Annotated in this window: 21 protein-coding genes and 1 pseudogene; 5 read left to right on the forward strand and 17 right to left on the reverse strand. The window is 52.8% G+C overall.

Annotation, left to right across the window (positions count from 1 at the left end):
* Positions 1-108: 108 nt before the first annotated feature.
* Positions 109-1,206 (reverse strand): hypothetical protein, encoded by a 1,098-nt coding sequence (locus ACOTX7_RS15520; RefSeq protein ID WP_221813627.1) that lies wholly within the window; start codon positions 1,204-1,206, stop codon positions 109-111.
* Positions 1,207-1,366: 160 nt separating this feature from the next.
* Positions 1,367-1,552 (reverse strand): universal stress protein, encoded by a 186-nt coding sequence (locus ACOTX7_RS15525; RefSeq protein ID WP_350364030.1) that lies wholly within the window; start codon positions 1,550-1,552, stop codon positions 1,367-1,369.
* An 876-nt stretch (positions 1,553-2,428) separates the two neighbouring features.
* On the opposite strand from ACOTX7_RS15525, the gene rstB reads away from it, so the two are divergent.
* Positions 2,429-3,727: a two-component system sensor histidine kinase RstB gene (gene rstB, locus ACOTX7_RS15530; RefSeq protein ID WP_221255894.1), complete on the forward strand. Its 1,299-nt coding sequence runs from the start codon at positions 2,429-2,431 to the stop codon at positions 3,725-3,727.
* 74 nt (positions 3,728-3,801) lie between these two features.
* Positions 3,802-4,731, forward strand: a complete 930-nt coding sequence (tus, locus tag ACOTX7_RS15535; protein ID WP_221255893.1) for a DNA replication terminus site-binding protein — start codon at positions 3,802-3,804, stop codon at positions 4,729-4,731.
* On the opposite strand, the gene fumC is transcribed toward tus, so the two are convergent.
* A complete protein-coding gene (gene fumC / locus ACOTX7_RS15540; protein WP_006808928.1) occupies positions 4,732-6,126 on the reverse strand; it encodes a class II fumarate hydratase in 1,395 nt (464 codons plus the stop codon).
* A 182-nt stretch (positions 6,127-6,308) separates the two neighbouring features.
* Positions 6,309-7,955 carry a class I fumarate hydratase FumA gene (fumB, locus tag ACOTX7_RS15545; RefSeq protein ID WP_221255892.1) on the reverse strand — a complete coding sequence of 549 codons (1,647 nt, stop codon included), beginning with the start codon at positions 7,953-7,955 and terminating at the stop codon, positions 6,309-6,311.
* A gap of 199 nt (positions 7,956-8,154) precedes the next feature.
* Here fumB and manA point away from each other — a divergent pair, with 199 nt between their 5' ends.
* Both manA and ACOTX7_RS15555 read left to right on the forward strand, forming a co-directional pair.
* The gene (gene manA, locus ACOTX7_RS15550) at positions 8,155-9,330 is read left to right on the forward strand and encodes a mannose-6-phosphate isomerase (RefSeq protein ID WP_221255891.1); all 1,176 of its coding nucleotides are present in this window, start codon (positions 8,155-8,157) and stop codon (positions 9,328-9,330) included.
* A gap of 99 nt (positions 9,331-9,429) precedes the next feature.
* Positions 9,430-10,956, forward strand: coding sequence for a YdgA family protein (locus ACOTX7_RS15555; protein ID WP_221813626.1), 1,527 nt, complete (start codon positions 9,430-9,432; stop codon positions 10,954-10,956).
* 81 nt (positions 10,957-11,037) lie between these two features.
* Here ACOTX7_RS15555 and ACOTX7_RS15560 read toward each other — a convergent pair whose 3' ends face one another.
* On the reverse strand, positions 11,038-12,066 hold the full coding sequence (locus tag ACOTX7_RS15560) for a Mal regulon transcriptional regulator MalI (protein ID WP_205920995.1): 1,029 nt from the start codon (positions 12,064-12,066) through the stop codon (positions 11,038-11,040).
* A gap of 179 nt (positions 12,067-12,245) precedes the next feature.
* On the opposite strand from ACOTX7_RS15560, the pseudogene ACOTX7_RS15565 reads away from it, so the two are divergent.
* A pseudogene (locus ACOTX7_RS15565) lies at positions 12,246-12,440 on the forward strand (PTS sugar transporter subunit IIBC); the annotation flags it as partial.
* Positions 12,441-12,579: 139 nt separating this feature from the next.
* Here the strand turns inward: ACOTX7_RS15565 and ACOTX7_RS15570 are convergent.
* The 12 genes from ACOTX7_RS15570 to ACOTX7_RS15625 form a co-directional block, all read right to left on the reverse strand.
* The gene (locus ACOTX7_RS15570) at positions 12,580-12,897 is read right to left on the reverse strand and encodes a hypothetical protein (RefSeq protein WP_023306078.1); all 318 of its coding nucleotides are present in this window, start codon (positions 12,895-12,897) and stop codon (positions 12,580-12,582) included.
* Positions 12,897-13,136, reverse strand: coding sequence for a hypothetical protein (locus ACOTX7_RS15575; protein WP_421626106.1), 240 nt, complete (start codon positions 13,134-13,136; stop codon positions 12,897-12,899). The genes ACOTX7_RS15570 and ACOTX7_RS15575 overlap by 1 nt, the downstream gene beginning before the upstream one ends.
* Before the next feature lie 82 nt (positions 13,137-13,218).
* Positions 13,219-14,550 (reverse strand): phage tail protein, encoded by a 1,332-nt coding sequence (locus tag ACOTX7_RS15580; protein ID WP_421626107.1) that lies wholly within the window; start codon positions 14,548-14,550, stop codon positions 13,219-13,221.
* Positions 14,551-14,610: 60 nt separating this feature from the next.
* Positions 14,611-15,576 carry a DUF6453 family protein gene (locus tag ACOTX7_RS15585; RefSeq protein WP_032659060.1) on the reverse strand — a complete coding sequence of 322 codons (966 nt, stop codon included), beginning with the start codon at positions 15,574-15,576 and terminating at the stop codon, positions 14,611-14,613.
* Position 15,577: 1 nt separating this feature from the next.
* The gene (locus tag ACOTX7_RS15590) at positions 15,578-19,477 is read right to left on the reverse strand and encodes a phage tail protein (protein WP_421626108.1); all 3,900 of its coding nucleotides are present in this window, start codon (positions 19,475-19,477) and stop codon (positions 15,578-15,580) included.
* Between the two features lie 55 nt (positions 19,478-19,532).
* Positions 19,533-20,126: a tail assembly protein gene (locus tag ACOTX7_RS15595; protein WP_213812725.1), complete on the reverse strand. Its 594-nt coding sequence runs from the start codon at positions 20,124-20,126 to the stop codon at positions 19,533-19,535.
* Entirely contained in the window at positions 20,114-20,845 is a 732-nt protein-coding gene (locus ACOTX7_RS15600; RefSeq protein ID WP_047731824.1) for a C40 family peptidase, read from the reverse strand. The genes ACOTX7_RS15595 and ACOTX7_RS15600 overlap by 13 nt, the downstream gene beginning before the upstream one ends.
* A gap of 12 nt (positions 20,846-20,857) precedes the next feature.
* Positions 20,858-21,628, reverse strand: coding sequence for a phage minor tail protein L (locus ACOTX7_RS15605; RefSeq protein WP_421626109.1), 771 nt, complete (start codon positions 21,626-21,628; stop codon positions 20,858-20,860).
* Entirely contained in the window at positions 21,628-21,978 is a 351-nt protein-coding gene (locus ACOTX7_RS15610; RefSeq protein ID WP_045621122.1) for a phage tail protein, read from the reverse strand. The genes ACOTX7_RS15605 and ACOTX7_RS15610 overlap by 1 nt, the downstream gene beginning before the upstream one ends.
* Before the next feature lie 75 nt (positions 21,979-22,053).
* Positions 22,054-22,491, reverse strand: a complete 438-nt coding sequence (locus tag ACOTX7_RS15615; RefSeq protein ID WP_421626110.1) for a type II toxin-antitoxin system YafO family toxin — start codon at positions 22,489-22,491, stop codon at positions 22,054-22,056.
* Between the two features lie 8 nt (positions 22,492-22,499).
* On the reverse strand, positions 22,500-23,072 hold the full coding sequence (locus ACOTX7_RS15620; RefSeq protein WP_047731821.1) for a hypothetical protein: 573 nt from the start codon (positions 23,070-23,072) through the stop codon (positions 22,500-22,502).
* 481 nt (positions 23,073-23,553) lie between these two features.
* Entirely contained in the window at positions 23,554-24,378 is an 825-nt protein-coding gene (locus tag ACOTX7_RS15625; protein WP_407205775.1) for a hypothetical protein, read from the reverse strand.
* Between the last annotated feature and the right edge of the window lie 11 nt (positions 24,379-24,389).

A 24,389-nucleotide genomic window follows, 5' to 3' on the forward strand; every position in this document is an offset into this window, starting at 1 on the left:
GAAGATGCGTGATCTGATCCTTCAACTCAGCAAAAGTTCGATTTATTCAACAAAGTCAAGATTACCCTAAAGGTTAGCCCGCTTACGCGGGCTTTTAAGGCAGCTTGCCTACAGAGGGTAACGCAAAGTCGCGTACAGTTCAGCGCCAGAGGGCAGATCTTCACCGCGCACAGCTAAGACCCTTGCCCCGGTAGCCATTGCCCGTTTAGCGATCTCGTCGATGATACCGTAACTGTTTTCTCTGTCGTCCAGTGATAGTAAGCCATCCTCGTCAATGGTTCCCTTTAATGCGCTTTCGATATTAACCAAAAGCAGCTCGATAGCCCCAAAAGTAGCGGCGCGGGCGGCATCCGATATCTCCTGAGTCACCCGCCGTTGACCTGCGCGGATTTCGAAACGTGTTTTAAGGGAATCCAACTGCACCTGATAATAGTAGTCCAGTAAGGGACGTACCTGGGATACCAGGTCAGTTAAACCGATATGTTCAGCGTTAGTGAATAAGGTTTCGTCGGTAAGGTTCGACAGAGAATTAGTTGCACGATATATAGAGGCTATAGGTTCGGCAGCGACTAAAAAAAGCGGGTGATCGTGGCTGGCAAACAGAGGACGCAAGGCTTGATCTATCTTTCGGGTGTATTGCGCGAGTCGTACCTTATGATGTACAGCGCCATGATGATGGTCGTTTAATGCCGCTTCGGTCATTGCGTCGCGTCTGCATGTCGGCATGTTCGGCACGTCTACTTCTTCAGGGGGAACATCCGGGAAAAACTCAATTAGCCGAGCTTCGTTCACTGATAACGCCAGGATATACGCAGAGTGCGGGAACGTAAGCGCACGTAACAGCGGCTTAAGGTAAAAGCGTTCGCTTACTTCAAGCTGGTCAGATAAATTGTTCGCTAAACGGTAAGTCGTAATGCTTTCCGGTGTCGCCAGAATGGCGAGGCTTCTGGCGTGGCAATCCCAAAACTCAACATCTTCCAGCACCGAACAGAGTTCTTCTTCGAGCATGGCTAAACGGCGTTTATCAACGCCTTTTTCTTCAACCTTCTGCAAAGCCTCTTTGATAAAGTTGCCTAACTGAATTTTGCTCGCATCTAAATTCTGCCGGATCGGGGAGGTGCCCAGGTAGATAGAGACGCAGGCATCGGAGCGAATATCAGATAAATGGGAAAACTCTTCACGGCCAAGAATATCAACATATAACATATACTACCTCAAGAAATTACGTTTTAAGTAAAATTACGCCACCCGTATTAAGCTTTATGTCATCTCGACTGAATATATTCTTTATGGGTGGGAATTTATTGTTTCGTGCAGTGAGTTAACTCTAGCCTTCCCCCCTTAGTAGAACTAAGGGGGGAGTAAATCATCGAACGACAAGTACAGAGCATTCAGCGTGCCTTACTACTGAAGCGGTCGTCGATCCGAGCAGAAATTTAGTAAGTTTGTCGCGCCGCGAACTAATAATAATCAGGTCGGCTGAGAGCTTCTCCGCCATTTCAAGGATTTTGTCTTTTGGGGAACCTGCCGTGACATGAATAAAGGTTTTCACACCAGGAATTTCGAAGTTTCTGACTGTTTTTTCGAGGGTTTTTCTTGCATCATCTACGAGTTCATCGATCGATGGGATGTGGATGGAGTGACCCCACCCAGCGCGGGATAATACGGGAACGGCTGTACTACTGATAAAAAATGTATTTCAGCAGTATCAAACCGTGATTCATTTTGCGTATGGGCAATAATAGTGTGAGCTAACTCACCTTCTGTCACAGCAATAGGTACAAGTAATCTTCTGGTCATAAATCCTCCATTATTTATAATTTTTCAATTTATTTTGATGGTAGTACCAGAGATAATCCAATCAGTTATCTCTATGAGGTATGAAAGATATTGCCCATTAAATATATCCCTTTTTTGTTTGATTCAACTTAAACGTTTTTTAAACAAAAAAAAGATAAATAATAAAGCATGCAACAAATTAATTTATTTAATGTGACAGGTGTTCTTATAATAATCTGCATCAAATAATTTATCTGGGGTTTGTTATATGAGCAAAGGGTTAGAAAGTACAACTGTGATAAAACACATCCTTTAATTTAGTAATTCCGAATATTTATCGAGGCCGTATATTTACATTCTTCTGGTTTGAAAATAGCAATAAGCCACAGGAAAAATGGCAGCATTCGAACCGGAAGCACAACATACCGCAACCTCCGCTCCTTGTACAAAGTGGGCTAACGCGTACCTAACCCTGAGCAGACCGGTAGCAGTTATAGCGGCAGTATTGATGCTCACCACAAAGCTGGAGTTGTCGGCAGGCGTTAATCCTGCTTTCATAGCGAATCAAATGGGACATGTGAATGCCCCTGTAGTGCCCCTGAAGGTAAAAAGTAAAGTAGTTAACTATTTGATTTCCCGGTGATGCTTAATGAAAAAGCTGTTTGTGCAGTTTTATCTCCTGCTGTTTGTCTGCTTTCTTGTGATGACCATGCTGGTCGGGCTGGTCTATAAATTCACCGCAGAGCGTGCGGGCAGGCAATCCCTCGACGATCTGATGAAAAGCTCGCTCTACCTGATGCGTAGCGAGCTACGAGAAATTCCTCCCCATGACTGGGCACGCACATTGAAAGAGCTGGATCTAAATCTGTCGTTTGATCTGCGTATCGAACCCATGAAGGATTTTGATTTAGCGCCGCCTGCGATGCAGCGTCTGCGCGACGGAGATATCGTTGCACTGGACGAGAAATATACCTTCATTCAGCGTATTCCCCGCAGCCACTATGTCCTGGCCGTCGGGCCGGTGCCCTATCTCTATTACCTGCACCAGATGCGCCTGCTGGATCTCGCTCTGCTCGGCTTCATTGCCATCTCGCTCGCTTTCCCCGTGTTCATCTGGATGCGACCGCACTGGCAGGACATGCTGAAACTGGAATCCGCCGCACAGCGTTTTGGGGAGGGTCATTTGACTGAACGCATACATTTCGACAGCGGCTCCAGTTTTGACCGTCTCGGTATTGCCTTCAACCAGATGGCCGATAACATTAATGCCCTGATTGCCAGCAAGAAACAGCTGATCGACGGCATTGCCCATGAACTTCGCACTCCGCTGGTACGCCTGCGTTATCGCCTGGAGATGAGCGAGAACCTCACCAGTGCGGAATCGCAGGCGCTCAATCGGGATATTGGCCAGCTTGAAGCGCTGATTGAAGAGCTGCTGACCTATGCCCGCCTCGATCGGCCTCAGACGGAGTTGCACCTCAGTACGCCGGATCTCCCCGTCTGGCTACAGACGCATATTGACGATGTACAGAGCGTTAACCCGCAGCGAAAACTGCTGTCAGCCATTACCCCCGGGGCGTACGGCGCGCTGGACATGCGTCTGATGGAGCGCGTGCTGGATAATCTGATGAACAACGCCATGCGCTACAGCGAATCTACGCTGCGCATAGGTTTAGATTTGCAGGGAAGCCAGGCGATTCTGTGTGTGGAAGACGATGGCCCCGGCATTGAGCCAGCTGAGCGTGAAAAAGTTTTCGAGCCGTTTGTGCGCCTCGACCCCAGCCGCGACCGTGCTACTGGCGGCTGTGGTTTGGGGCTGGCTATTGTCCGTTCCATTGCCCAGGCGATGGGTGGTACGGTTCGCTGCGAAGCGAGCGAGCTGGGCGGGGCGCGTTTCGTCTTTAGCTGGCCGATCTATCACAACCTCCCCCTTCCCGTACCTGCCTGACATTAACCGCACGCTGGCCTGACCCGGCGTGTTGTGCTATATCTTTAGTATGTTGTAACTAATTAAGGTCTACCATGGCGACTTACGATCTCATCGAAAGGCTGAACACCACATTTCGGGAAATAGAGCAGGCGTTACTGACCCTGACGGGGCAACTACAGGACTGCCGCCTGCTGGCCGCCCGCGTCTTTTCCCTGCCCGACGTGGCGAAAGGCGCGGAACACGACCCGCTGAACACCATTGAGGTGACACAGCACATCGGTAAGGCGGCGCTGGACCTGACGTTGCAGCACTATCGCCGCCTTTTCATCCAGCAGCAGTCCGAAAACCGCAGCAGTAAGGCCGCCGTTCGCCTGCCCGGCGTCATCTGTCTGCAAACGGATACCGCAACGCGTGAAGCGATTGAGGCACAGATTACGCATATTAATACGCTGAAAGCCACCTTCGAAAAGATTGTGACCGTTGAGTCCGGGCTGGCACCCGCTGCCCGCTTTGAATGGGTGCATCGTCAGCTGCCGGGGCTGATCACCCTGAATGCTTACCGCTCGCTGACGGTACTGCGTCACCCCGCCACGCTGCGCTTCGGCTGGGCCAACAAGCACATCATTAAAAATTTCACGCGCGATGAGATCCTGGCGCAGCTTGAGAAAAGCCTGAAATCACCAAGGACGGTCGCCCCGTGGTCACGGGAACAGTGGATTGAACGGCTGGAGCAGGAGTACCACAGTATTGCCTCTCTGCCAGCTGATACGCGTCTTAAAATAAAGCGACCGGTGAAGGTGCAGCCTATCGCCCGCGTCTGGTATGCCGGACAGCAGAAGCAGGTGCAATATGCCTGCCCGACGCCGCTGATTGCGCTCTACGATGCCGATCAGGGTGCGGTGGTGCCGGATATCGGGGAACTGCTTAACTACGATGCGGAAAACGTTCAGCATCGCTATAAACCCCAGGCGCAGCCGCTACAGTTGATTATTCCGCGGCTGCACCTGTATGTGGCGCCGTGATTATCTGAGGCTGCCCACCATCGCTTCCGGGCGGACCCAGGCATCAAACTCGGCGTCCGTCAGGTAGCCCAGCGCCAGCGCAGAGGCTTTCAGGGTCAGCCCCTCTTTGTGCGCTTTTTTAGCGATTTCGGCCGCTTTGTCATAGCCGATATGGGTGTTCAGCGCCGTTACCAGCATCAGGGATTCATTCAGCAACTGGCTGATTCGCTCGCGATTTGGCTCAATGCCCACCGCACAGTGCTCGTTAAAGCTCTCCATGCCATCAGCCAGCAGACGAATCGATTGCAGCACATTGTGGATCACCATCGGGCGATAAACGTTTAGCTCGAAGTTACCCGACGCACCGCCCATATTGACCGCCACATCATTACCCATGACCTGACAGCACAGCATGGTCATGGCTTCGCACTGCGTCGGGTTCACTTTACCTGGCATAATGGAGCTACCCGGCTCGTTTTCCGGAATGCTGATTTCGCCGATGCCGCAGCGCGGGCCGGAGGCCAGCCAGCGGACGTCGTTGGCGATTTTCATCAGCGAGGCCGCCAGCCCTTTCAGCGCGCCATGGGTGTGCACCAGCGCATCACAGGTCGCCAGCGCTTCGAATTTATTCGGGGCGGTAACAAACGGCTGCCCGGTGATCTTCGCCAGCTCTTCGGCCACGCGGACCGCGTACTCGGGATGGGTGTTCAACCCGGTGCCCACCGCCGTTCCGCCAAGCGCCAGCTCCGCCAGATGCGGCAGGCTGTTGTCGATATGCTTAAGATTGTGCTCAAGCATCGCCACCCAGCCGGAGATCTCCTGGCCGAGCGTCAGCGGCGTGGCGTCCTGGAGGTGTGTACGACCAATTTTAACTATGTCGCGGAAAGACTGCGCTTTCTCGTTAAGCGTAGATTTGAGCACGTTGAGCTGCGGGATAAGCTGCTCGCGGATAGCGATGACGGCCGCCACGTGCATGGCCGTCGGGAACACATCGTTGGAACTCTGGCTTTTGTTCACGTCATCGTTAGGGTGGATCTTCCGCTCCATGCCGCGCACGCCGCCAAGCAGTTCGCTTGCGCGGTTCGCCAGCACCTCGTTCATGTTCATGTTGCTCTGGGTGCCGGAACCGGTCTGCCAGATGGCAAGGGGGAATTCGTCGGGATGTTTGCCCGCCAGCACTTCGTCGGCGGCATTGATGATGGCGGTGGCTTTATCGGCGTCCAGCAGGCCCAGATCCTGATTCACCTTGGCGGCAGCGCGTTTGGTCAACGCCAGTGCCTGGATGAGCGAGACGGGCATTTTCTCTGTCGAAATGCGGAAATGCTCCAGCGAACGCTGGGTTTGCGCGCCCCATAGCTTGTCGGCCGGGACGTCGATAGCGCCCATGGAGTCTTTCTCGCGGCGATGCATTGTCATTACTTACTCCTTGATAACAAAGATGGGATTGCTCACATGCTTAAGAGATAAGTATTGATGACTTCTGAGAAACGTTATGGCGCTTTGTGCGCTCTTTTTGATGTCGGGTGGCGGCTGCGCCTTACCCGACCTACGAGAATGCAGGCCGGGTAAGCGACAGCGTCACCCGGCACTTTACAGAATTACTTCACACACGCCGAACACTGAGACGACTGGATCTGTTTGAAGAAGTCGTTACCTTTATCATCCACGAGGATGAACGCCGGGAAGTCTTCCACTTCAATTTTCCAGATCGCTTCCATACCCAGTTCCGGGTATTCCACGCACTCGAGGCTCTTGATACTGCCCTGTGCCAGCACCGCCGCCGGGCCGCCGATGCTGCCGAGGTAGAAGCCGCCGTGCTTGTGGCACGCGTCCGTCACCTGCTGGCTGCGGTTGCCTTTCGCCAGCATGATCATGCTGCCGCCGTTGGCCTGCAACTGGTCGACGTAGGAGTCCATACGGCCCGCCGTGGTTGGGCCTAACGAGCCGGAAGCATATCCATCAGGCGTTTTTGCCGGGCCTGCGTAGTAGATCGGGTGATCTTTAATGTACTGCGGCAGCCCTTCGCCGTTGTCCAGGCGCTCTTTCAGCTTCGCATGGGCGATGTCGCGACCCACGATAATCGTCCCGTTCAGGGAAAGGCGCGTTGAAACCGGATATTGCGAAAGCTGCGCCAGGATCTCCTTCATTGGGCGGTTCAGGTCAACGCGTACCGCTTCGCCCTCACCCGCTTTACGCAGTTCTTCCGGGATATATTTACCCGGGTTGTTCTCCAGTTTTTCGATCCAGATGCCGTCGCGGTTGATCTTCGCTTTGATGTTTCGGTCCGCGGAGCACGACACGCCCATCCCCACCGGACAGGAAGCACCGTGGCGCGGCAGACGGATCACGCGAATGTCATGCGCGAAGTATTTGCCGCCAAACTGCGCGCCCAGTCCCAGATTCTGCGCTTCGGCCAGCAGTTCCTGCTCAAGCTGCACGTCGCGGAACGCCTGACCATGTTCGTTACCTTCCGTTGGCAGACCATCGTAGTATTTGGTTGAGGCCAGCTTGACGGTTTTCAGGGTGCTTTCAGCGGACGTTCCGCCAATCACAAAGGCGATATGGTACGGCGGACAGGCCGCAGTGCCGAGGGTACGCATCTTCTCGACCAGATAATTCTTCAGCTTGCCCGGGGTGAGCAGCGCTTTGGTTTCCTGGTAAAGATACGTTTTGTTGGCTGAACCGCCGCCTTTGGCGATGCAGAGGAATTTGTATTCATCACCGTCGACGCTGTAGAGGTCAATCTGCGCAGGCAGGTTGGTGCCGGTGTTGACCTCTTTGTACATATCCAGCGCCGCGTTTTGCGAATAGCGCAGGTTATCTTCGATATAGGTGTTGTAGACGCCACGCGCCAGCGCCGCTTCGTCACCGCCGCCGGTCCAGACGCGCTGGCCTTTTTTACCGGTGATAATCGCTGTGCCAGTGTCCTGGCAGGTAGGCAGAATGCCTTTCGCCGCGATATCAGAGTTACGCAGGAATTGCAGCGCGACGTATTTATCGTTCTCACTGGCTTCCGGATCGTTCAGGATATCGGCAACCTGCTGCTGATGCGCCGGACGGAGCATAAAGGACGCATCGTGAAAGGCTTGCTGCGCCAGCAGCGTCAGCGCCTGCGGGTCAACTTTGAGGATCTCCTGCCCTTCAAACTCAGAGACAGAAACGTAATCGCGGGTTAACAGGTAATACTCGGTCTGATCCTTACTGAGGGGGAAAGGATCCTGATAATGGAAGGGTTTATTCGACATTGTTCTCTCACTTACTGCTTCGGTCTGTTTATTCAGGGCAGATGTTCCGCTGCCCGGCTTAAAAGCGAGTCAGCTTATCCTACACAATTTTTTAACAAAAACTGAGACTAGTACGACTTTTTACATCCGCAGGTTACTTCCAATCGGTTTATTGCTTTAATACGCGGAGTTAATTCCACATTTGAATCAGGGCTTGATAATGCAAAAACTCATCAACTCAGTGCAAAACTACGCCTGGGGAAGTCAAACTGCGTTAACGGATCTCTACGGTATCGCCAACCCGGACAACCTGCCGATGGCAGAGCTGTGGATGGGCGCGCACCCGAAGAGCAGCTCAAAAATTGAAGATGCCAGCGGCCAGGTGCGCAGCCTGCGTGACGTCATCGACGCCGATAAAGCCGCGCTCCTCGGCGATAAAGTGGCGAATCGTTTTGGTGAGCTGCCGTTCCTGTTCAAGGTATTGTGCGCCGACCAGCCGCTCTCCATTCAGGTGCATCCGAACAAACAGGCATCTGAAATCGGTTTTGCCAAAGAAAATGCCGCCGGTATTCCGTTAGACGCCGCAGAGCGTAACTACAAAGATCCTAACCACAAGCCGGAACTGGTTTTCGCCCTTACCCCTTTCCTGGCGATGAACGCCTTCCGCGAATTTTCCGACATCATCTCCCTGCTGCAACCGGTCGCCGGGGCGCACAAAGCTATCGCCCACTTCCTGGAGAACCCGACCGCAGAAGCGCTGAGCGAGCTGTTTGCCAGCCTGCTGAATATGCAGGGCGAAGAAAAATCCCACGCGCTGGCGGTGCTGAAAGCCGCCCTGAGCAGCCAGAAAGGTGAACCATGGGATACCATTCGCGTGATTGCCGAGTTTTACCCGGACGACAGCGGCCTTTTCTCTCCGCTGCTGCTGAACGTGGTGAAGCTCAACCCGGGCGAAGCGATGTTCCTGTTTGCTGAAACGCCACACGCCTACCTGAACGGCGTGGCGCTGGAGGTAATGGCGAACTCCGATAACGTGTTGCGCGCGGGCCTGACGCCAAAATACATCGACATCCCTGAACTGGTTGCCAACGTGAAGTTCGTGGCAAAACCTGCTGCGGAGCTGCTTACTCAACCAGTGAAAAACGGCGCAGAGCTGGACTTCCCGATTCCGGTTGACGATTTTGCCTTCTCCCTGCACGACCTCAGCGCCGACGAAACCGCCATTGCTCAGGAGAGCGCGGCGATCCTGTTCTGTGTTGAAGGTGAAGCGACGTTGCATAAAGGTAGTGAGCGTCTGGTGCTCAAACCGGGTGAATCCGCCTTTGTCGGGGCAAATGAGTCCCCTGTCAGCGTGAGCGGCACCGGCCGCCTGGCGCGTGTTTTTAATAAGCTTTAGGGACTTACTGAATTTTTTAACAACTCTTGCTAAGCTAGTAACAGGCGTAGTAACACCAGGCGGTTTTCACCGCCTGGTTTCATTTTAGGGATAATCGCAATGAAAAAATCGGTCGTAGCGGTAGGTGTGATTGTTGCTTTAGGCGTGATCTGGACGGGTGCTTCCTGGTATACCGGGAAACAGCTGGAAAGCCGTCTGGCAGAGATGATGGCGCAGGCAAATAGCGAGATTAAGCGCAGCGCGCCTGAAGCAGGCCTGGAGCTGAGCTACCAGAATTACCAGCGCGGCGTGTTTACCAGCCATATGCAGGTGGTGGTGAAGCCGGTTGCGGGTAATCAGAACGCCTGGCTGAAACCGGGCCAGAGCGTGGTGCTGGATGAGGTGGTCAGCCACGGTCCGTTCCCGCTGGCGCAGTTGAAGAAATTTAACCTGATCCCCTCCATGGCTTCCGCCAGAACCGTACTGGTCAATAATGAGGTGACGAAGCCGCTGTTCGATATGGCGAAAAACACGTCGCCATTTGAGATCAATACCCGCATCAGCTATGCCGGTGATACGCATTCGGACATCGACCTGAAAGCGCTGAATTACGAACAAGGCACCGATAAAGTCGCCTTCAGCGGCGGCAATTTCCAGCTTGATGCCGATCGTGATGGCAAGACTGTCTCCCTGACCGGTGATGCCGCCAGCGGCCTGGTGAATTCAGTCAATGAATATAACCAGAAAGTCCAGCTTACCTTCAACAACCTCAAAGCCAGCGGCAACAGCCGTATGACCGATTTTGATGAGCGAATTGGCGACCAGAAACTGAGCCTCGATAAGATCGCCATTGCGATTGAAGGCAAAGAGATGGCGGTGCTGGAAGGCATGGATCTGGACGGCAAGTCCGACGTGTCCAAAGACGGTAAAAGCATCAACACCCAGCTGGATTACAGCCTGAAAAGCCTGAAGGTACAAAATCAGGATCTCGGTACCGGTGAGCTGTCTCTGAAAATCGGCAATATTGACGGCCAGGCGTGGCACGAATTTAGTCAGAAATACAGCAAAGAGAGCCAGGCTCTGCTGACCGATGCCGCCCTGCAACAGAACCCGCAGGCGTACCAGCAGCAGGCAATGGCGGTGCTGTTTAATAACCTGCCGATCCTGCTGAAGGGCGAACCGGTGATTACCGTTGCGCCATTGAGCTGGAAAAACGACAAAGGCGAAACTAACTTCAACCTGTCGCTGTTCCTGAAGGATCCGTCAGCCGCGACCGGCGAGCCGCAGACCCTTGCCCAGGAAGTTGATCGCAGCGTGAAGTCGCTCGACAGCAAGCTGACTATCCCGATGGATATGGCGACCGAGTTCATGACGCAGATTGCGAAGCTGGAAGGTTATGATGAAGATGATGCAGGCAAACTGGCAAACCAGCAGGTGAAAGGCCTGGCGGCGATGGGCCAGATGTTCCGCATCACGAAGGTGGAAGACAACACCATTTCCACCAGCCTGCAATATGCGAATGGTCAGGTGACGCTCAACGGCGACAAAATGGCGCTGGAAGATTTTGTCGGCATGTTTGGTATGCCGACGCTGGGCATGCCGGAACCGGCTGAACCGGCAGCGCCACCGGCAGTACCGCAGCAGTAAACGACAAAACCCCTCGCATGAGGGGTTTTTTATTGCCGGGTGGTGGCTGCGCCTTACCCGGCCGGCGATTCTGAGCCTGCGTCACTTCGCCGTCACTAACCGCGCCGCCACAATCTGATGCCCGGCCTGCACGTCTGCCTTCTCAATCCGCTGCATGATCCTGTCTGCCAGGGTATACCCCATTTCACGAGCCGGTGTCGTCGCCCAGACGATGGGAAGATCGTCCAGCGCATTTTCACCGACGTCAGCAAACGCCCCCAGCGCTACCTGATGGCCGAAGAACGTTTCTACCCCACCCTCACCGCTCTGGCGTCCGGCGCGGATCAAACCGAACCACGCCCCCATTGCAATGACATCGTTATAGCAAATCACCGCGCTGATCGTCGGGCTGTTGCGGAGCAACGTGCCGATGGCTTCCGCGGCTTTTTTCTGGCTGGATTCACACTCCACCACCCATTCGCTGTGAAACGGCAGGCCGTATTTGATGAGCGTGGAGCAGTAACCGCCCACCCGCTCGGCACGCGTCAGGGACGAGCTTTTCCCACCGAGCCAGGCGATGCGCTGATGGCCGCGATGAATAAGATGTTCGGTCAGCATTTGTGCGGCCTGCATATTATCCGGCCGAAGGGTATCGGCTTCGTCGAGATAGCTGGCGCGCGACGCAAACACCAGCGGTACGCCTTTCTGCGCGGCGCGTTCGCACAGTTCACTGCCCACGCCAGACGCGCCAGCCACGATCACCCCATCGACCCCTTGCGTCAGCAGCATATCCAGCCGGGACAGCAGTTGCTCCGGTTCACGCCCGCCGTGGAGCAGGAAAACCATTCGCCCCTGCGCTTCAAGCGCCTCGGTAAGCCCGGCGGTCAGTTCCGCATAAAACGGCGACGTGAGGTCGCGAACGATCAGCCCTATCACCCCGCTTTGCCCGCCGCGCAGCGCCGACGCCTGGCGATTACGCACAAAGCCCAGTTGCTCAACGGCCTCGTTGACGCGCTGACCCGTTGCAGGAGAGATGCGCCCCTTCCCGCTCAATACCAGCGAAACGGTGCTGACGGAAACGCCTGCCGCCAGCGCGACATCGTTGATGGTGATCTTTTTCGCTACAGCCATGGGGTGGCGTGACTCCTTGATAATGAGATCGCTAAAACGTTTTATCAATACGTTATCTTTATACTACCAGTAAAAGCCTGAGAATGTGATTTAGCGCGCACTAAAGTTTGATAAAACGTTTTATCTTCTCGCCCCATCGAGGCCGTTAAATCTCTTTCCACCATTTAAGGAGTCGTTTTATGACGACGAAAGCAGCACAAAAAATATCGCTGTGGGAGTTTTTCCAGCAATTGGGTAAAACCTTTATGCTGCCCGTGGCGCTTCTCTCTTTTTGCGGGATCATGCTGGGGATCGGCAGTTCGTTAAGCAGCCACGACGTCATTACCCTGATCCCTTTCCTGGGAAATCCGGTACTTCAGGCGATCTTCATCTGGAGACTATTAAGTCTTTTAATGAAGTGGCTTGATGTTGGATTGATGTGCGGTAACTTCTGCTATGTTGCCGCGATACGATTTGTCATGTGCAATGTACTAACGTCGTTTCGCGGTAACTTTATGCCCCACCCATGCCCCATCACACCACCCTGTCATCCTGCATCACGCTGTTGATGAAGAACGTCACCCGCCCCATCACCTCAACCTCTTCCGCAGCCTCCCCCTCTATCGCTTCACCATCATCACAAATCAGCGCCCTGCCCATGACTCTGGCAAACTGAGTCCGTCCGCCGCTGAGGATTAGCAGAACCTGATTCTGTACCAGTCTGGTGCACGGCTCGATAACCGCAAAGCCAGACGAGGTTTCGAGGATGCGGCTGTCCATGCCGATCCCGCAGATAATTTCCGGAGATAAACGCGGTGCTACGAAATCAGCCGCCGGTGAAGGAAATCCCATCAGTGCACCCTCCCCATGTTACGCAGGATCCAGTACCGGTTATCGCTACCGTCTGTCGTCTTGTCAGCGAAGCCTGGCTGATTGCGCTCTATCCATGCATTGGCGTCGGCTCGGGTGAAGTGCCAGTTAAAACTACGCAACTTTTCTATAAAGCTGTCTGTTCTCAGGTAGCGGTAGCCCATTGGGTTAAGCTCTATGGCCGCAATAAAGGCGGCCTGGATATCTGAAATTCGGGGCATAATCTGCACTCCCTTTATTACTGTGTTTATATACAGTAGTTTCAAATGGAATGCAGATCAATTTGGGTTCGCCTATTAATTTTTAAGGCTGAATGTCTTCAGGCTGCTCTGTCAGTTCAAGAGAAGCTTCGGAAGCTCTTGTTTTCCAGATGCTATCCTCTGGCATATCAAGGCGAACGTCGATCCAGCTGTTCGCCGGAACATCCATAGGAGCCCCTTTTGTTTTAACAATTTCGCCTTCTTCGCTAAGCATGTATTTCCGCTTAAAAAGCCGAATTGTCAGCCCACCGCTTTCTGTCTGCTCCGCTTCAACAACACCCAGTTCTCCCATTCCACCCGGGTCCATTGGCGGCAGTAATTGCCAGCCTGATGAGGCAAGACCAGCCGAACCGGTGAGCATGTAAACCCCAACATCAAGGCGGGAAATGGTTATTCCCTCCGCCTCGGCGTTCGCCGTACCACAGCCGCACCAGACAAAGCCTGGTTCATCAATATCAGTGCGCTGGTTTTCCTCCTGGGTTTTCACGATTCTGGCGACTGGTGAGGCCGCTTTCAGAGTACCGTCTGATGCTTTAGTGGTGTTAGCCTCTGTATACACTTTCACCCATGAAAAAGTATTATTAGCGGTCCCGCTTTTTATATAAGCGCTCCCTATTCTACTCCATACAAAGGCGGTAACTGACGGAGAACCATCATAGGCGGCCTGAATGCCAACACCGCCTTGATTATCTGGAGCATATTGAGTGCCAGAAGTGTAGCGAAATACGCCAGTTGTCATATTTCCAAATGACGATAAATGTCGTGGGGATGCGAAACCAAGCGTACCCGCATCAAGCAACTTAGAGCCATCCATCGCAGGCGACATCTGATCTGAAGTTGCAACATCACGTGTAGCACTATTTCCCAAACTGAGGTTTGTGCGAGCGTCAGCGGCATTCGTTGCCCCGGTTCCGCCCTGGCTGATACTGAGCGCGGTAGTCAGGCCGCTTAGGCTGGTTATATCGCTGTTATCCCCTTTCTTCGCCAGAGATTTTTGACCCGGCACGGTAACGGCCACACCGTTAATCGTGATAGTGACGTCTGTAGTACCGTTCATCACATCAGCGAACCCGCTCATGTAGCGCTGGTACATCGTGAAGGTTTCAGCAATATCCTGCGCCAGACCATCCACGCTCAGACTGTCACTCAGAAGAATGGCAAATCGGGTTCCGGCGGGAACTGCTGGGTTAGCCGCTGGCGTTACGGTGAGACTTGTTGCGCTGCCAATGGTGGTAATCTGAAATACCTGCACAGGGCTGGTCATTGCAATAACGGTACATCCGTTACGAATAAGAGATCCAGCAGCAGTGAAGTTTGTGCCGGTACCTGCAAGGGTGTTTCCGCTGATGGCGATAGTGCCAGTGGTATAAATCATGTTTTCTCCAGGCAATAAAAAAACCCCGCCGGAGCGAGGTTGATTAAAAAGACAGTTTATTCAGACGTACATATCGGGTAGAACGGGAAGGTTCAGTGGCGTTACCGTGTCATTACCAAAAATTGCATACCGCTCGCGCCCAAGATATTTCCCACCCTGAACTGAAGCACTGCCGTTCTGTATTTTTATTCCAAACATTCGATACACATACATGCCATTTACTTCATGGGCCATCAGCCCGAATCTGCCCAGCGGAACATAGCCGCTGCCGATGCTCACGGCATTTTTCGAAGGCGTCCAGAGTTGATTGAGGTAAACGAAAGGCCGCTTTGTCGTCGAAAACGTGCAAGCCCCGGCTGCATTGAAGATGTTTAGCCCCGTGCCAGGCTGCGGCGCCACGCCACTGGCGAATATGACGATATCAATCGTGCCGGTTGTCGGAGCGTCATCGTTGGTGGATGGAGGGCTGAAGAACCTGACCGTGTTGCCATCGAAATCGACTGTGTTACCGCTATTGCAGCGCCCAAAGACGATATATTTGGACTTGTCGTATCCCGCTATTGTGGGAACTGCCCAGCCGCCAGTGGGGACATTGACGGTCCCCTTCCAGATACACTGCCCTGACTGCGTGGCATTGGTAATCGCCAGGAAGTCAGTACTGTCATCAATAAGCAGGCCTTCTCCTTTACGCTGGCCAGGAGGAAATATCTGCCAGATGCTTCCGGGGAACGTGTACGTACTCTCACGCTCACTGATGCTCACATCCTTCATCGTGGAATTCTGCGTCACGCGGCCGCCGGATATGGTGACCGAGTTCATTTTATGAAGCAGACCTGAATCAAGATAAGCCGTCGCGTGAGGGATAAACAGCACCTGCGCCCCGGAAACATAACCGGCAATATCAGCGTACTTTGCTTTCTGGTAGCCACTGTCAAAGTAGGCTCCAAAAGACGGGCACCGAAGACCCGCCGTTATCTCCATCCGCTTTCCGCCATCATTCAGATCAATCAGTAGTCCTCTTGGCATGTTATGTCCATTCTCCAAGTACGATACGGCCGCCTCCGGTCAGGTTGATAGTTACACCATTACTGTCTATCACCGTCGCCTTGTTCGGCCCACTGAATCCAAAGTTACCCGTTGTGGCGTAAATCGAGCCACGAACAGTCACGTTGTTAAACACGGCATACCCGGACTTGTTGATATGCCATCCGACATTCCCTGTCCCATCCCAGGTTGATGACTGGATGTAATTACCGATTTTGGTGTTACCGATCGTCCCCTCTCCGATAACAGCATCACGGATTATCAACTGCCCATTTTGCGTGGTGAAGACGATGGTAGGGGTTCCTCCTGCCTGCATCATCACTGCAAAACGATCTGCGAGGAATAATACCTGCGACTGCATGCCAGATGGAGTATTCTCAACACCTATCCCCATACCAGCAGCATACTGTTTTCCGTTCGCATCCACGGCAACCTTGATGCTGTACATCGCCTTCAGGTCGCCGTTGACGTTCGCAATGGCCTGCGCGTTGGTGGTGATCGCTGAAGTGTGCCCGTTGATGGTCGCCGTAATGCCGTTTATCTGCGTGGCCGTGGCCTGCTGATAATTGGAAAACGTCTGGTTCAGGCTGTTGATTGCTGCCTTGTTGCCGTTCACGTCAGTCTGCAAACTCAGCAGCGAACGCGCTGTTGCCTCCCTGTCGCTTGCCATAACATTATCAATACGATCGATGCTGGCCTTACTGTCACCGTACTGCGCGCTGAGTCTCACCTGCTGATCAACCTGCGCCAGCGTACTCGTTATTAGCGCGATGGAGTTACTCTGAATGCCGCCGCTGGCAGTATCTGTCCTTGCTCCCAGTTCCTCCAGACGGGATGCCATTGATGAAGTCGTGTCGGTGACAACCTGTCGCAACGTGGTGATATCAGCGGTATTTTGCGAGCTGGCTTGCTCGGCCGCATCTGCCTTACCTGATGCAGCGTCAGCTTTACTCGAAGCCGAATCAGCTTTATCAGAAATGACCTGAGTACTCGCAGTAAGCTGGTCGACAGCTGTCGCCCTTGCCTGAGCTTCATCTGACAGAGCCTGCCTTACCTCGGTAATTCCCGCCTCGTTCTGCTCAGTTTTTGCCTCAAGACGAGTAACATCCGTGACGCGAGCCTCCGTCTCAGTGGCGATCACCTCCCGGAGCTGTTCGAAGGTCGCAGAGTTAGCGCCCTGCTGGGCTGTCTGGCGCACGATAACATCGGCAATAGCCAGCGCGTTGCCGATGATTGCTTCTGCTGTCTGCTTATTCGAACCTACGGCGGCAGCCAGCCCATCGGCGTTCTCCTTAATTGCATCAGAAAGCTCGGCCAGTTTCTCGCTACTGTCTACAGCACTTTCAATCAGATCCTTAAATACCTCGGAATCTTTAATCTCCTCCAGGATTGCATCGGTGATATCGGATACATCGATGCTGGCCTGCCCGCGCACCCAGTCGGTCCAACCGCTCTGATTCCCGATCCTGTCGACAAGCCGTGCCTGGTACCAGAATTCCTGCCCCGCCTTCAGCCCCATCTGTTGATAAAGTTTCTGCGGATACGGTACAGATGCCAAAAGCATCGGATTCGAGCCGTCAGCGGCAATGCTGTATTGCAGCTCAGTGCTCAGGGTGTCGCCGGTATTAGCCGGGAATCCCCAGGTGACGTTGATTCCGAATACGACGTCTTCGGAGGCCTTAAGCCCGACAGGTTTGGGTACCTCACCCGCGCGTCCCTTCAGGTGTGTAAGCGTGGAAGTTGCCCAGAGACTCGATGCACCGCCGGAGTTGATCGCGCGTACACGGACCAGATAATCACCATCGAAGATGCCAGGCACTTCGATATTGCGAAGACCGGTCTCCGGTACGTTAACCCACTCATTGTCGCCGCGCTTCCACTGCACCCGATAGGCTATGACATCCGACTGTGGTTTGCCGTTCTTGTCGACCGGCGCATCCCAGGATGCCGTCAGGGTAGCCACTCGCTGCCCCTGGCGCACTGCGTCATAGCTCGATACCGCGATATTGGTCGGCTGGTTAACGAGGCCGGTTGGTATCAGACTGATTGGCGGCGTGTCCAGGCGGGCATTGTTGTCGACCGCATCATATTTTGATGCGTTATATTCGGCCCCGGTGATTGTGAAGGTGTTTTCTTCATCATTAAATCTCAGGTTCGTAACGCGGAAGTATTGCAGGCGTAACTGCCCGGCATCGATGACGAATACAGCATTGGGTAACGGCGCTGCCGTGAAAGGAGTGGCAACCACCAGCTGCGTGCCGTTTACGGCCTGGATCACCCTGCTTTCAACGGTACCGCCCTGTGTGCGGATCATCAGTGTGTCACCCGCAACGGCACTGGTACCCCGATCGGTTGTAACAGCCTTCAACCCGGCGTTATATCCGGTTATACGCCCGCCATAAACACGCCCTGAAAGGCGTTCGTCAGCAAATGCAAACACGGTACCCGGCACGTAGACATAGCCATCAAGCCCGGTCTGTAGCGTAATAATCCGGTCGAGTGAGTTGGAATACACCGCCCACCCGCCACGGCGCTGTGCTTCGCTCTCGCGCGTACAGCCGATTGCGGTGATCTGCGTCTGCTTAAACTTGAACTGCTTAACCAGGTCCGGGAACATCACCGCTGTTGTGCGGTCCTGATAGTGATTGTCAGGGTCGCTGAAGTTAATCAGCGCGCTGGAGAAGCGGGTCTTTTCACTGCAGCTCGAGTAAACCGGTTTGCCCACCACCGAGGCGCGGGTAAGGATTTGCAGCTTCGACGTATCCGCCGGCATGTCCGAGACAACATTGAACATATTGTTGCCCCAGAACGTCATGCCATTGAACCCTGCGGCGATGTCTTTGATTACCTGCCACGCATCAGCCTGCGACTGGATGTAGACATCAAACATGAAACGCGGCTCGGTACCGTCGCCGCCCTTCCCGTCAGGTACTTTCTGATCGCAACGCTGGGCAATACGGTAAAGCTCCCACTTATCCAGCATCTGCGCCGTGACGCGTCGTCCAAGTCCGAAACGCGGCTCAGTGAGCACATCGAACCAGATCCATGCTGGGTTATTCGTCCAGCCCCACTTAAACGTCCCGTCCCATGTGCCGCTATAGGTTCGGGCTATCGGATCGTAATTCGAAGGGATGCGGATAATGCGCCCCTTAGGTTTACAGGAAACCTTCGGGATATTGTTGAACGATTTGGCGTTAAACGACACATACAGCAGCGCCGTATGGGGATAACGCAGGCGCGCATCAATCACCTCAGTGATTGCCTGTACCTGCGTTTTATTCTGTAACATCTGACTGGTGGTGTCATCGGTGTCACGCACCACTCGAATTTGCCAGCCAGTGCTGGCTTTGGGAAGATTAATACGGTGGGTTAGTTCATAGAGCGAACTGAGCTTCTCTGTGACGGTTTTAGTCATGACTGTCGAGTAAGCGCCACCGTCCACCGCCAGATCAATATGGTACTGAACCGTAGTGCCGACAATATCCGCATCGTTTTCCTGCTGCTGTAACCCAGGGATGCCAATACGAACCAGCACCGCGTCAATCTGGGTGTTACTCAGTGCGCGGGTCCATGGTGTGGCCTTTGTCAGCGATACGCCAACCGTAGTTTCGTTCTCCACTGCGGGAAAACCCGGGATCGGCGTCTGGGTCTGTGTTCCCGGCCGAAATTCCCAGGAAACGTTTTCAAAGTTCATCGTACCGTCGGCGTTTCCCAGCGGCGTACCGTCCAGGAAAATGCTGGTCGCATCCAGACCACCAGCAAACTCACCTTCCCCGAGCGCCAGCAGCATGCGGCAGCGCGCCATTGACTGCGCAGAATCAGGTTGTTCTACAGGTGTGTGCTGCTTCTGGCCGCCACCCTTTGCACCAGTGATCGCTTCCATATTACATCCATAAAAAAAGCACCCGACTGGGTGCTTGATAATCAGAAAGGAGTTTTCAGATGTCTTCAGCGACTATGCCTGCACTGATGATGGCGCCGCCGATCTCTCGCTCACCATAAAGAAGCGCGACCGGGTTTCCCATCGCAAGGGTATTCACTGAACCACCGAAGGCATAAGAGGGTTTATTGTCAGGATCGTCTCGCACCTGTAACCCTTTGGGCTGGGGAGAAAGCATCTGGTAAATACCGCCGGCCATCATACCGATGCCAGCGGATATCATCGCCCCACCAACTGGCCCAGCCCAACCAGCAGAGAGACCCGATACTACAATGCCCGCAACCACCATCACGGCACCAAGGATGGTTTGAAAAATGCCGGCTTTTTTGGCCCCCTCCATCACTGGTGCGATGCGGATATCGGTGTCCCCTGACAGCGCCTTAAAGTCATCAACGCCGATGTTGCGCTTACCGCGAAACACCGCGAAGGTCATGCCATTTTTTTTTGCATTCATCAGATAGTCTTCCAGCCCGTCGAAGTTGATACACAGGGCTTTGACCGCTTCGGCAGATGTCTGCACTGCCAGTTTGTGCACGCGCCCAAACCGGGCGCCCAGTGCGCCATACAATCGAATCGTGGTTAAACGCGCCATGGCTTTATCTCCTGCGGCAAGTTTTTGTGACGAACGCAGATCATCGTGCGGTCTTTGAAATAGCCTCTGGAATATGGGGTAATGCATGAAGGCTGGCCGTAAAGATGGTGGAGTAGTTCACCTTCTTCAGTGATGATCCCCGCGTGGTTCCACTTAGCGGATTCAACCTGCATGATTACCATGCAGCCTGGCGCGGGGTCGCATTCGACAAACCCTTCCCGCTCCCAGTTTTCGAAATAGAGATTGTCCGGGTACTGGCTTTCCCACCATGGGTAATCGACGCGAAAATCGTTCAGCGTGACGCCCTGAATGGCGTGCCAGTCCATAATCAGCCCCCAGCAGTCATTCGAGCCCAGGATAAACGGACGCCCAATAAGCGGCACCGCCTCCGGCATTATCTCGGCGTATTCATCGCTGTCCGGCGCGTAAATGCCCCAGACCACGCCGGAGTTATTGCACTGTTGTCGGTCCAGATCGGACGGAATAGGCCGGGCACCGTCGCCAGGGTGGGAGTGGATGACGCGAATAATCGTCCCGATATCTTCGGCGTTAGCCCAGTGCTCGCCGTCGATGCGAAAATGTTCTGTCGGATTTTCGTGCGTATTCGGCACGGGAATGTAGCGCTGGCGACGGCCAGACTGAATAACAAAGCCACAGCACTCACGCGGGGATTCATCCAGTGCATGCGCCCGGATAGCTGCCATTATGGTTTTATTCATTGGTACGTCCGGTTATCTGGAAAAAAGCACGGTGGCTGGATAGCCCCCAAAATCAAGGGTCGCGGTATTAGGCTCTGCCAGCCCGGCACCAAACCGCTTACGGCAGTCACTCAGGCAGCCGCCGCACACATCCAGCGCCGGGTCAGCGACAGGATTACCCTTCGCATCAAAATACGCCGTGCCGTTGTAGGTGCATCCATCGCCGCTCCGGTACTGCCCGCGTAGCGCCCATTCGCAGAGCGAGGTGATTTGTCTGGTTGGGATAACAAGCCCCTGCAAGTCTGCGGGGCTACTGAGTGACCATGAAACCACTTCGTCGTCTTCGGAGGTTTTCGTGTCAAGCCAGAAGGTCTGAAGGGTGAACATTGACGAATCAGTTGTAGGGTTTACGCCACCAGGGTAATTCACAGCATCGAGATAGACCGCATAGGTATCGATAATGCTCACTTTGGCGTTAACCATGTCCTTAAATTGCAGGCACAGCGCAGTGATATGGCCGTCAAGGTTTGAGACGCTGAGGGTGGGCTCCGCCGCCTGGTCTGTTGATAGCTCCAGGCCTGAAACCTGAAATGGCCAAAAATCGTAGGTATTGCCACCGAAGACGATTGGCTTGGGTCCGAGCTTTTGTTCATCTCCATTGGCAACATCGATCTCTTCGGGTGTATGGGGGAAAGGTGCGTAGTGGAAACGGTGGATACCACCACTGAACTCTGAGGCGTCAACTTCAACCAGGCGGACTCTGCCACCTGGTGCCAGCATCGCCGCCTGATCGACTAATGCCATTATGCATACACCCCATAAGCCCGTTTGATAGTGAATGTCAGCTCCGCGAATTTGCTGCTGATCTGATTTTTCCGCACAGAATCTGCGACTACACGGTAAAGCCCCTTCTCTTCTCCCGGCGGCGTGATGATGAAGGCCTTCACGGTATGAGCCAGGAGGAAATCACGGACTGCATCAACCTCAGCCTCTGCTCCTGTATGCTTCATCGGCACCTGAATGGCTGTGGAGTTGATGCCATTCTCAGCCACCTGCTCATAGCCATCACCGAACTGCGCCGCGCGTACCGCCTGACTATATTCAATCGCCCCAGCACCGAGCTGCGAGCGCCAGCTGTATGTTTCAACTGCCATATTTGCTCCATAAAAAAACCCGCCATAAGGCGGGCTTGGATGTAGCGTATTAAACAAAAACCCGCCGAAGCGGGTTTAGATTTGATTCTTAAACTCTAAAGCATACGATGCCAATAGTCTCATTCGGTCAAAATTCTGAGCTTTACTGTGCGCTAACGGGTCGAAGAGAGCGATAAGAGAATATTGATTTTCATCAAGTAGATTCTGAGCATATAGCAAAGCCGAATCTGAGGTTCTATCCCACTGTGGCGTACTGGAGTCTATCTGCTTACCTTGAGGTGTTAGCAGTTTGTTCTCATGCAAACCTAAATGGATATGCATAAGGCCAGAACCCTGAATATCTGCTGGCCTTGCATAATCAGTATCTCTTCCAAAGTAGTGGGGTAGCTGATTAGTGGCCTTATATGCTGAAAAATCATCAAGTAATGATTGTTTCAAGTGCGGAAACTCAAGGAAGATAGGTTTAAAGAAGAAGTCGTAACTTTTAACATTATATGTGACAGTTACGTGCATCCTTCACCTCAATGGAAACGACCAGAGAAAAAGGTCTCTGTGCCATATTTTGCCAGTGAACGCAGCCCTTCCATATCAATCTCGCTGGTGAAATTGTCAGCAGCTTTAGTCATTTGGGCAATTAAATGATTCAACTTTGTAGAAGCTGAGCGGGCTTCAGCAATCGTCATCAAATACGGTTTCAGAAGTTCTTTGTCCGCCTCAGAGCAATTCTTAAAGACGTTTTTCAAACCACCCTCAAGTCCGCGTAGCTGAAGTTCAACCAGATCCGTTTGAGCAGGGTCCAGCTTGCGAATATAATACTCACGCTCATTTAAGTGAGCATCAGAAAGGAGAACGTAACCTTTCTGTAACATCTCTTTCAGCCCCTTGATGAATTCGAGGGACTCCTCCATCTCAGGGCTAATCATGTGCGCGTTCGCTGCCACACTTGCCTGAAGAGTGTAAAACGATGGATGTGGCTGCGGGCCTTCAGAGCAATGTAATGCGGCTGTTTGCTGCATCAGCAAACCAATAGCGGCAGTAGTCTTAAAGGCATCAAAAAAAGGCATATTTCGCTTATCTTTTTCATTCTTAGGCATAACGTCCTCCCAGTTTCCTTGGAGCACCTCTGACAAGAAAGGCCGAAGATAAGATTCTTCAGCCCTATAAAATTCATGTTCTGTTATTCATCTTAATACCATTCGTCATTTTTGAGCAACGGGCGTATCGCTCAAGATCCATTCACGTTCGACGAACTTAGAGGCGGCCACTTTGCAAGTTAAAGGCATTTTCGCAGAAATTACCCCTCAGGTAATAGTAAACTATTGTCACGATCACAGGAGATAGGTTGAACCTATGGTTCGCTTCAAACGGTCAAAATCTTGCTCAATAGCACTTTTTGCACAAAAACCGTGTCCAGATAGCAATGCACCAACCAAAAGATTGCTGTAGTATTTGGCCCCATCTGAAAGAGGTGCTCAGATTTTAACCAACAAGACCGAGCCTTGCGCCGACAAAAAAGCCCCGCATTTGCGAGGCTTGTGGATGGTTGAAAACATGTATAAAGGATTTGAATTAATATCAATAATCGCCACTATCTTTAGCAAAAGCATCTCTCGTTCTAAAAACCCACTCAAGCCTAACGGGGTAAACGATTTTGCTCTTCGCATTTATCAACCTGGCGGCTATTAATTCCCCTTTATATATCTGCACTTCATGAGTCGTATCTGTCGGATTAGTAAGTGTAGGGGAGTTACTACCAGCATAATCCTTATTGCCAATTCCAGTTATGCGAGCTAAATACTCTATACGTAAATCATTGAGGTTTATATCAGCAGGTAACGGACCGATAACATCAATATCCGGCCATACAGCATCCATGCTATTTTCCCGCAATTGCGTTGTCCCGAATACAATTTCGGCGCCTCGAGTATTTAAAATTTCCACATCAGCCTTAACTCCGAAAGCATTTGCTCCAACATAATTCCCGCGCTTAGTTGTCTCGGAGCGATCGACATGAAAACCATACCAACCCGCCATATCCTTACTCGATACGCCAGGTGAGCCAAGCCCTTCCATGTAACCTTTTACCTGAAAACGTCCAGCACTGGTAATAGTAGAGGGAACGAGCAATCCATTCTTAGTCCATGTGTTTTTATAAGGCCCGTAGGTTTGTGAATGTACGATGTAGCCCTTCCATGTTCCATCTTCAATTTTTTTGGAAATTATGTGGTTAAACTCTGTTCCTGTAATAAGTTTGGAACTAAAATCCCCATCCGAAGAAATTGAGATTCTTCTGGTTGTCTCAATTGCCCTCACTTCTGGAGCGGAAAACTTATTTGCATTCGGCGCAACACAGCCCGATAAAGCCAAAGACAAAAGGAAAATGCTTGAATGTTTTTTCACCTTCATTTCCT

Origin of the sequence: Enterobacter cloacae complex sp. IR5418 (assembly GCF_049238105.1) — a bacterium.
Lineage (GTDB): Bacteria > Pseudomonadota > Gammaproteobacteria > Enterobacterales > Enterobacteriaceae > Enterobacter > Enterobacter hormaechei.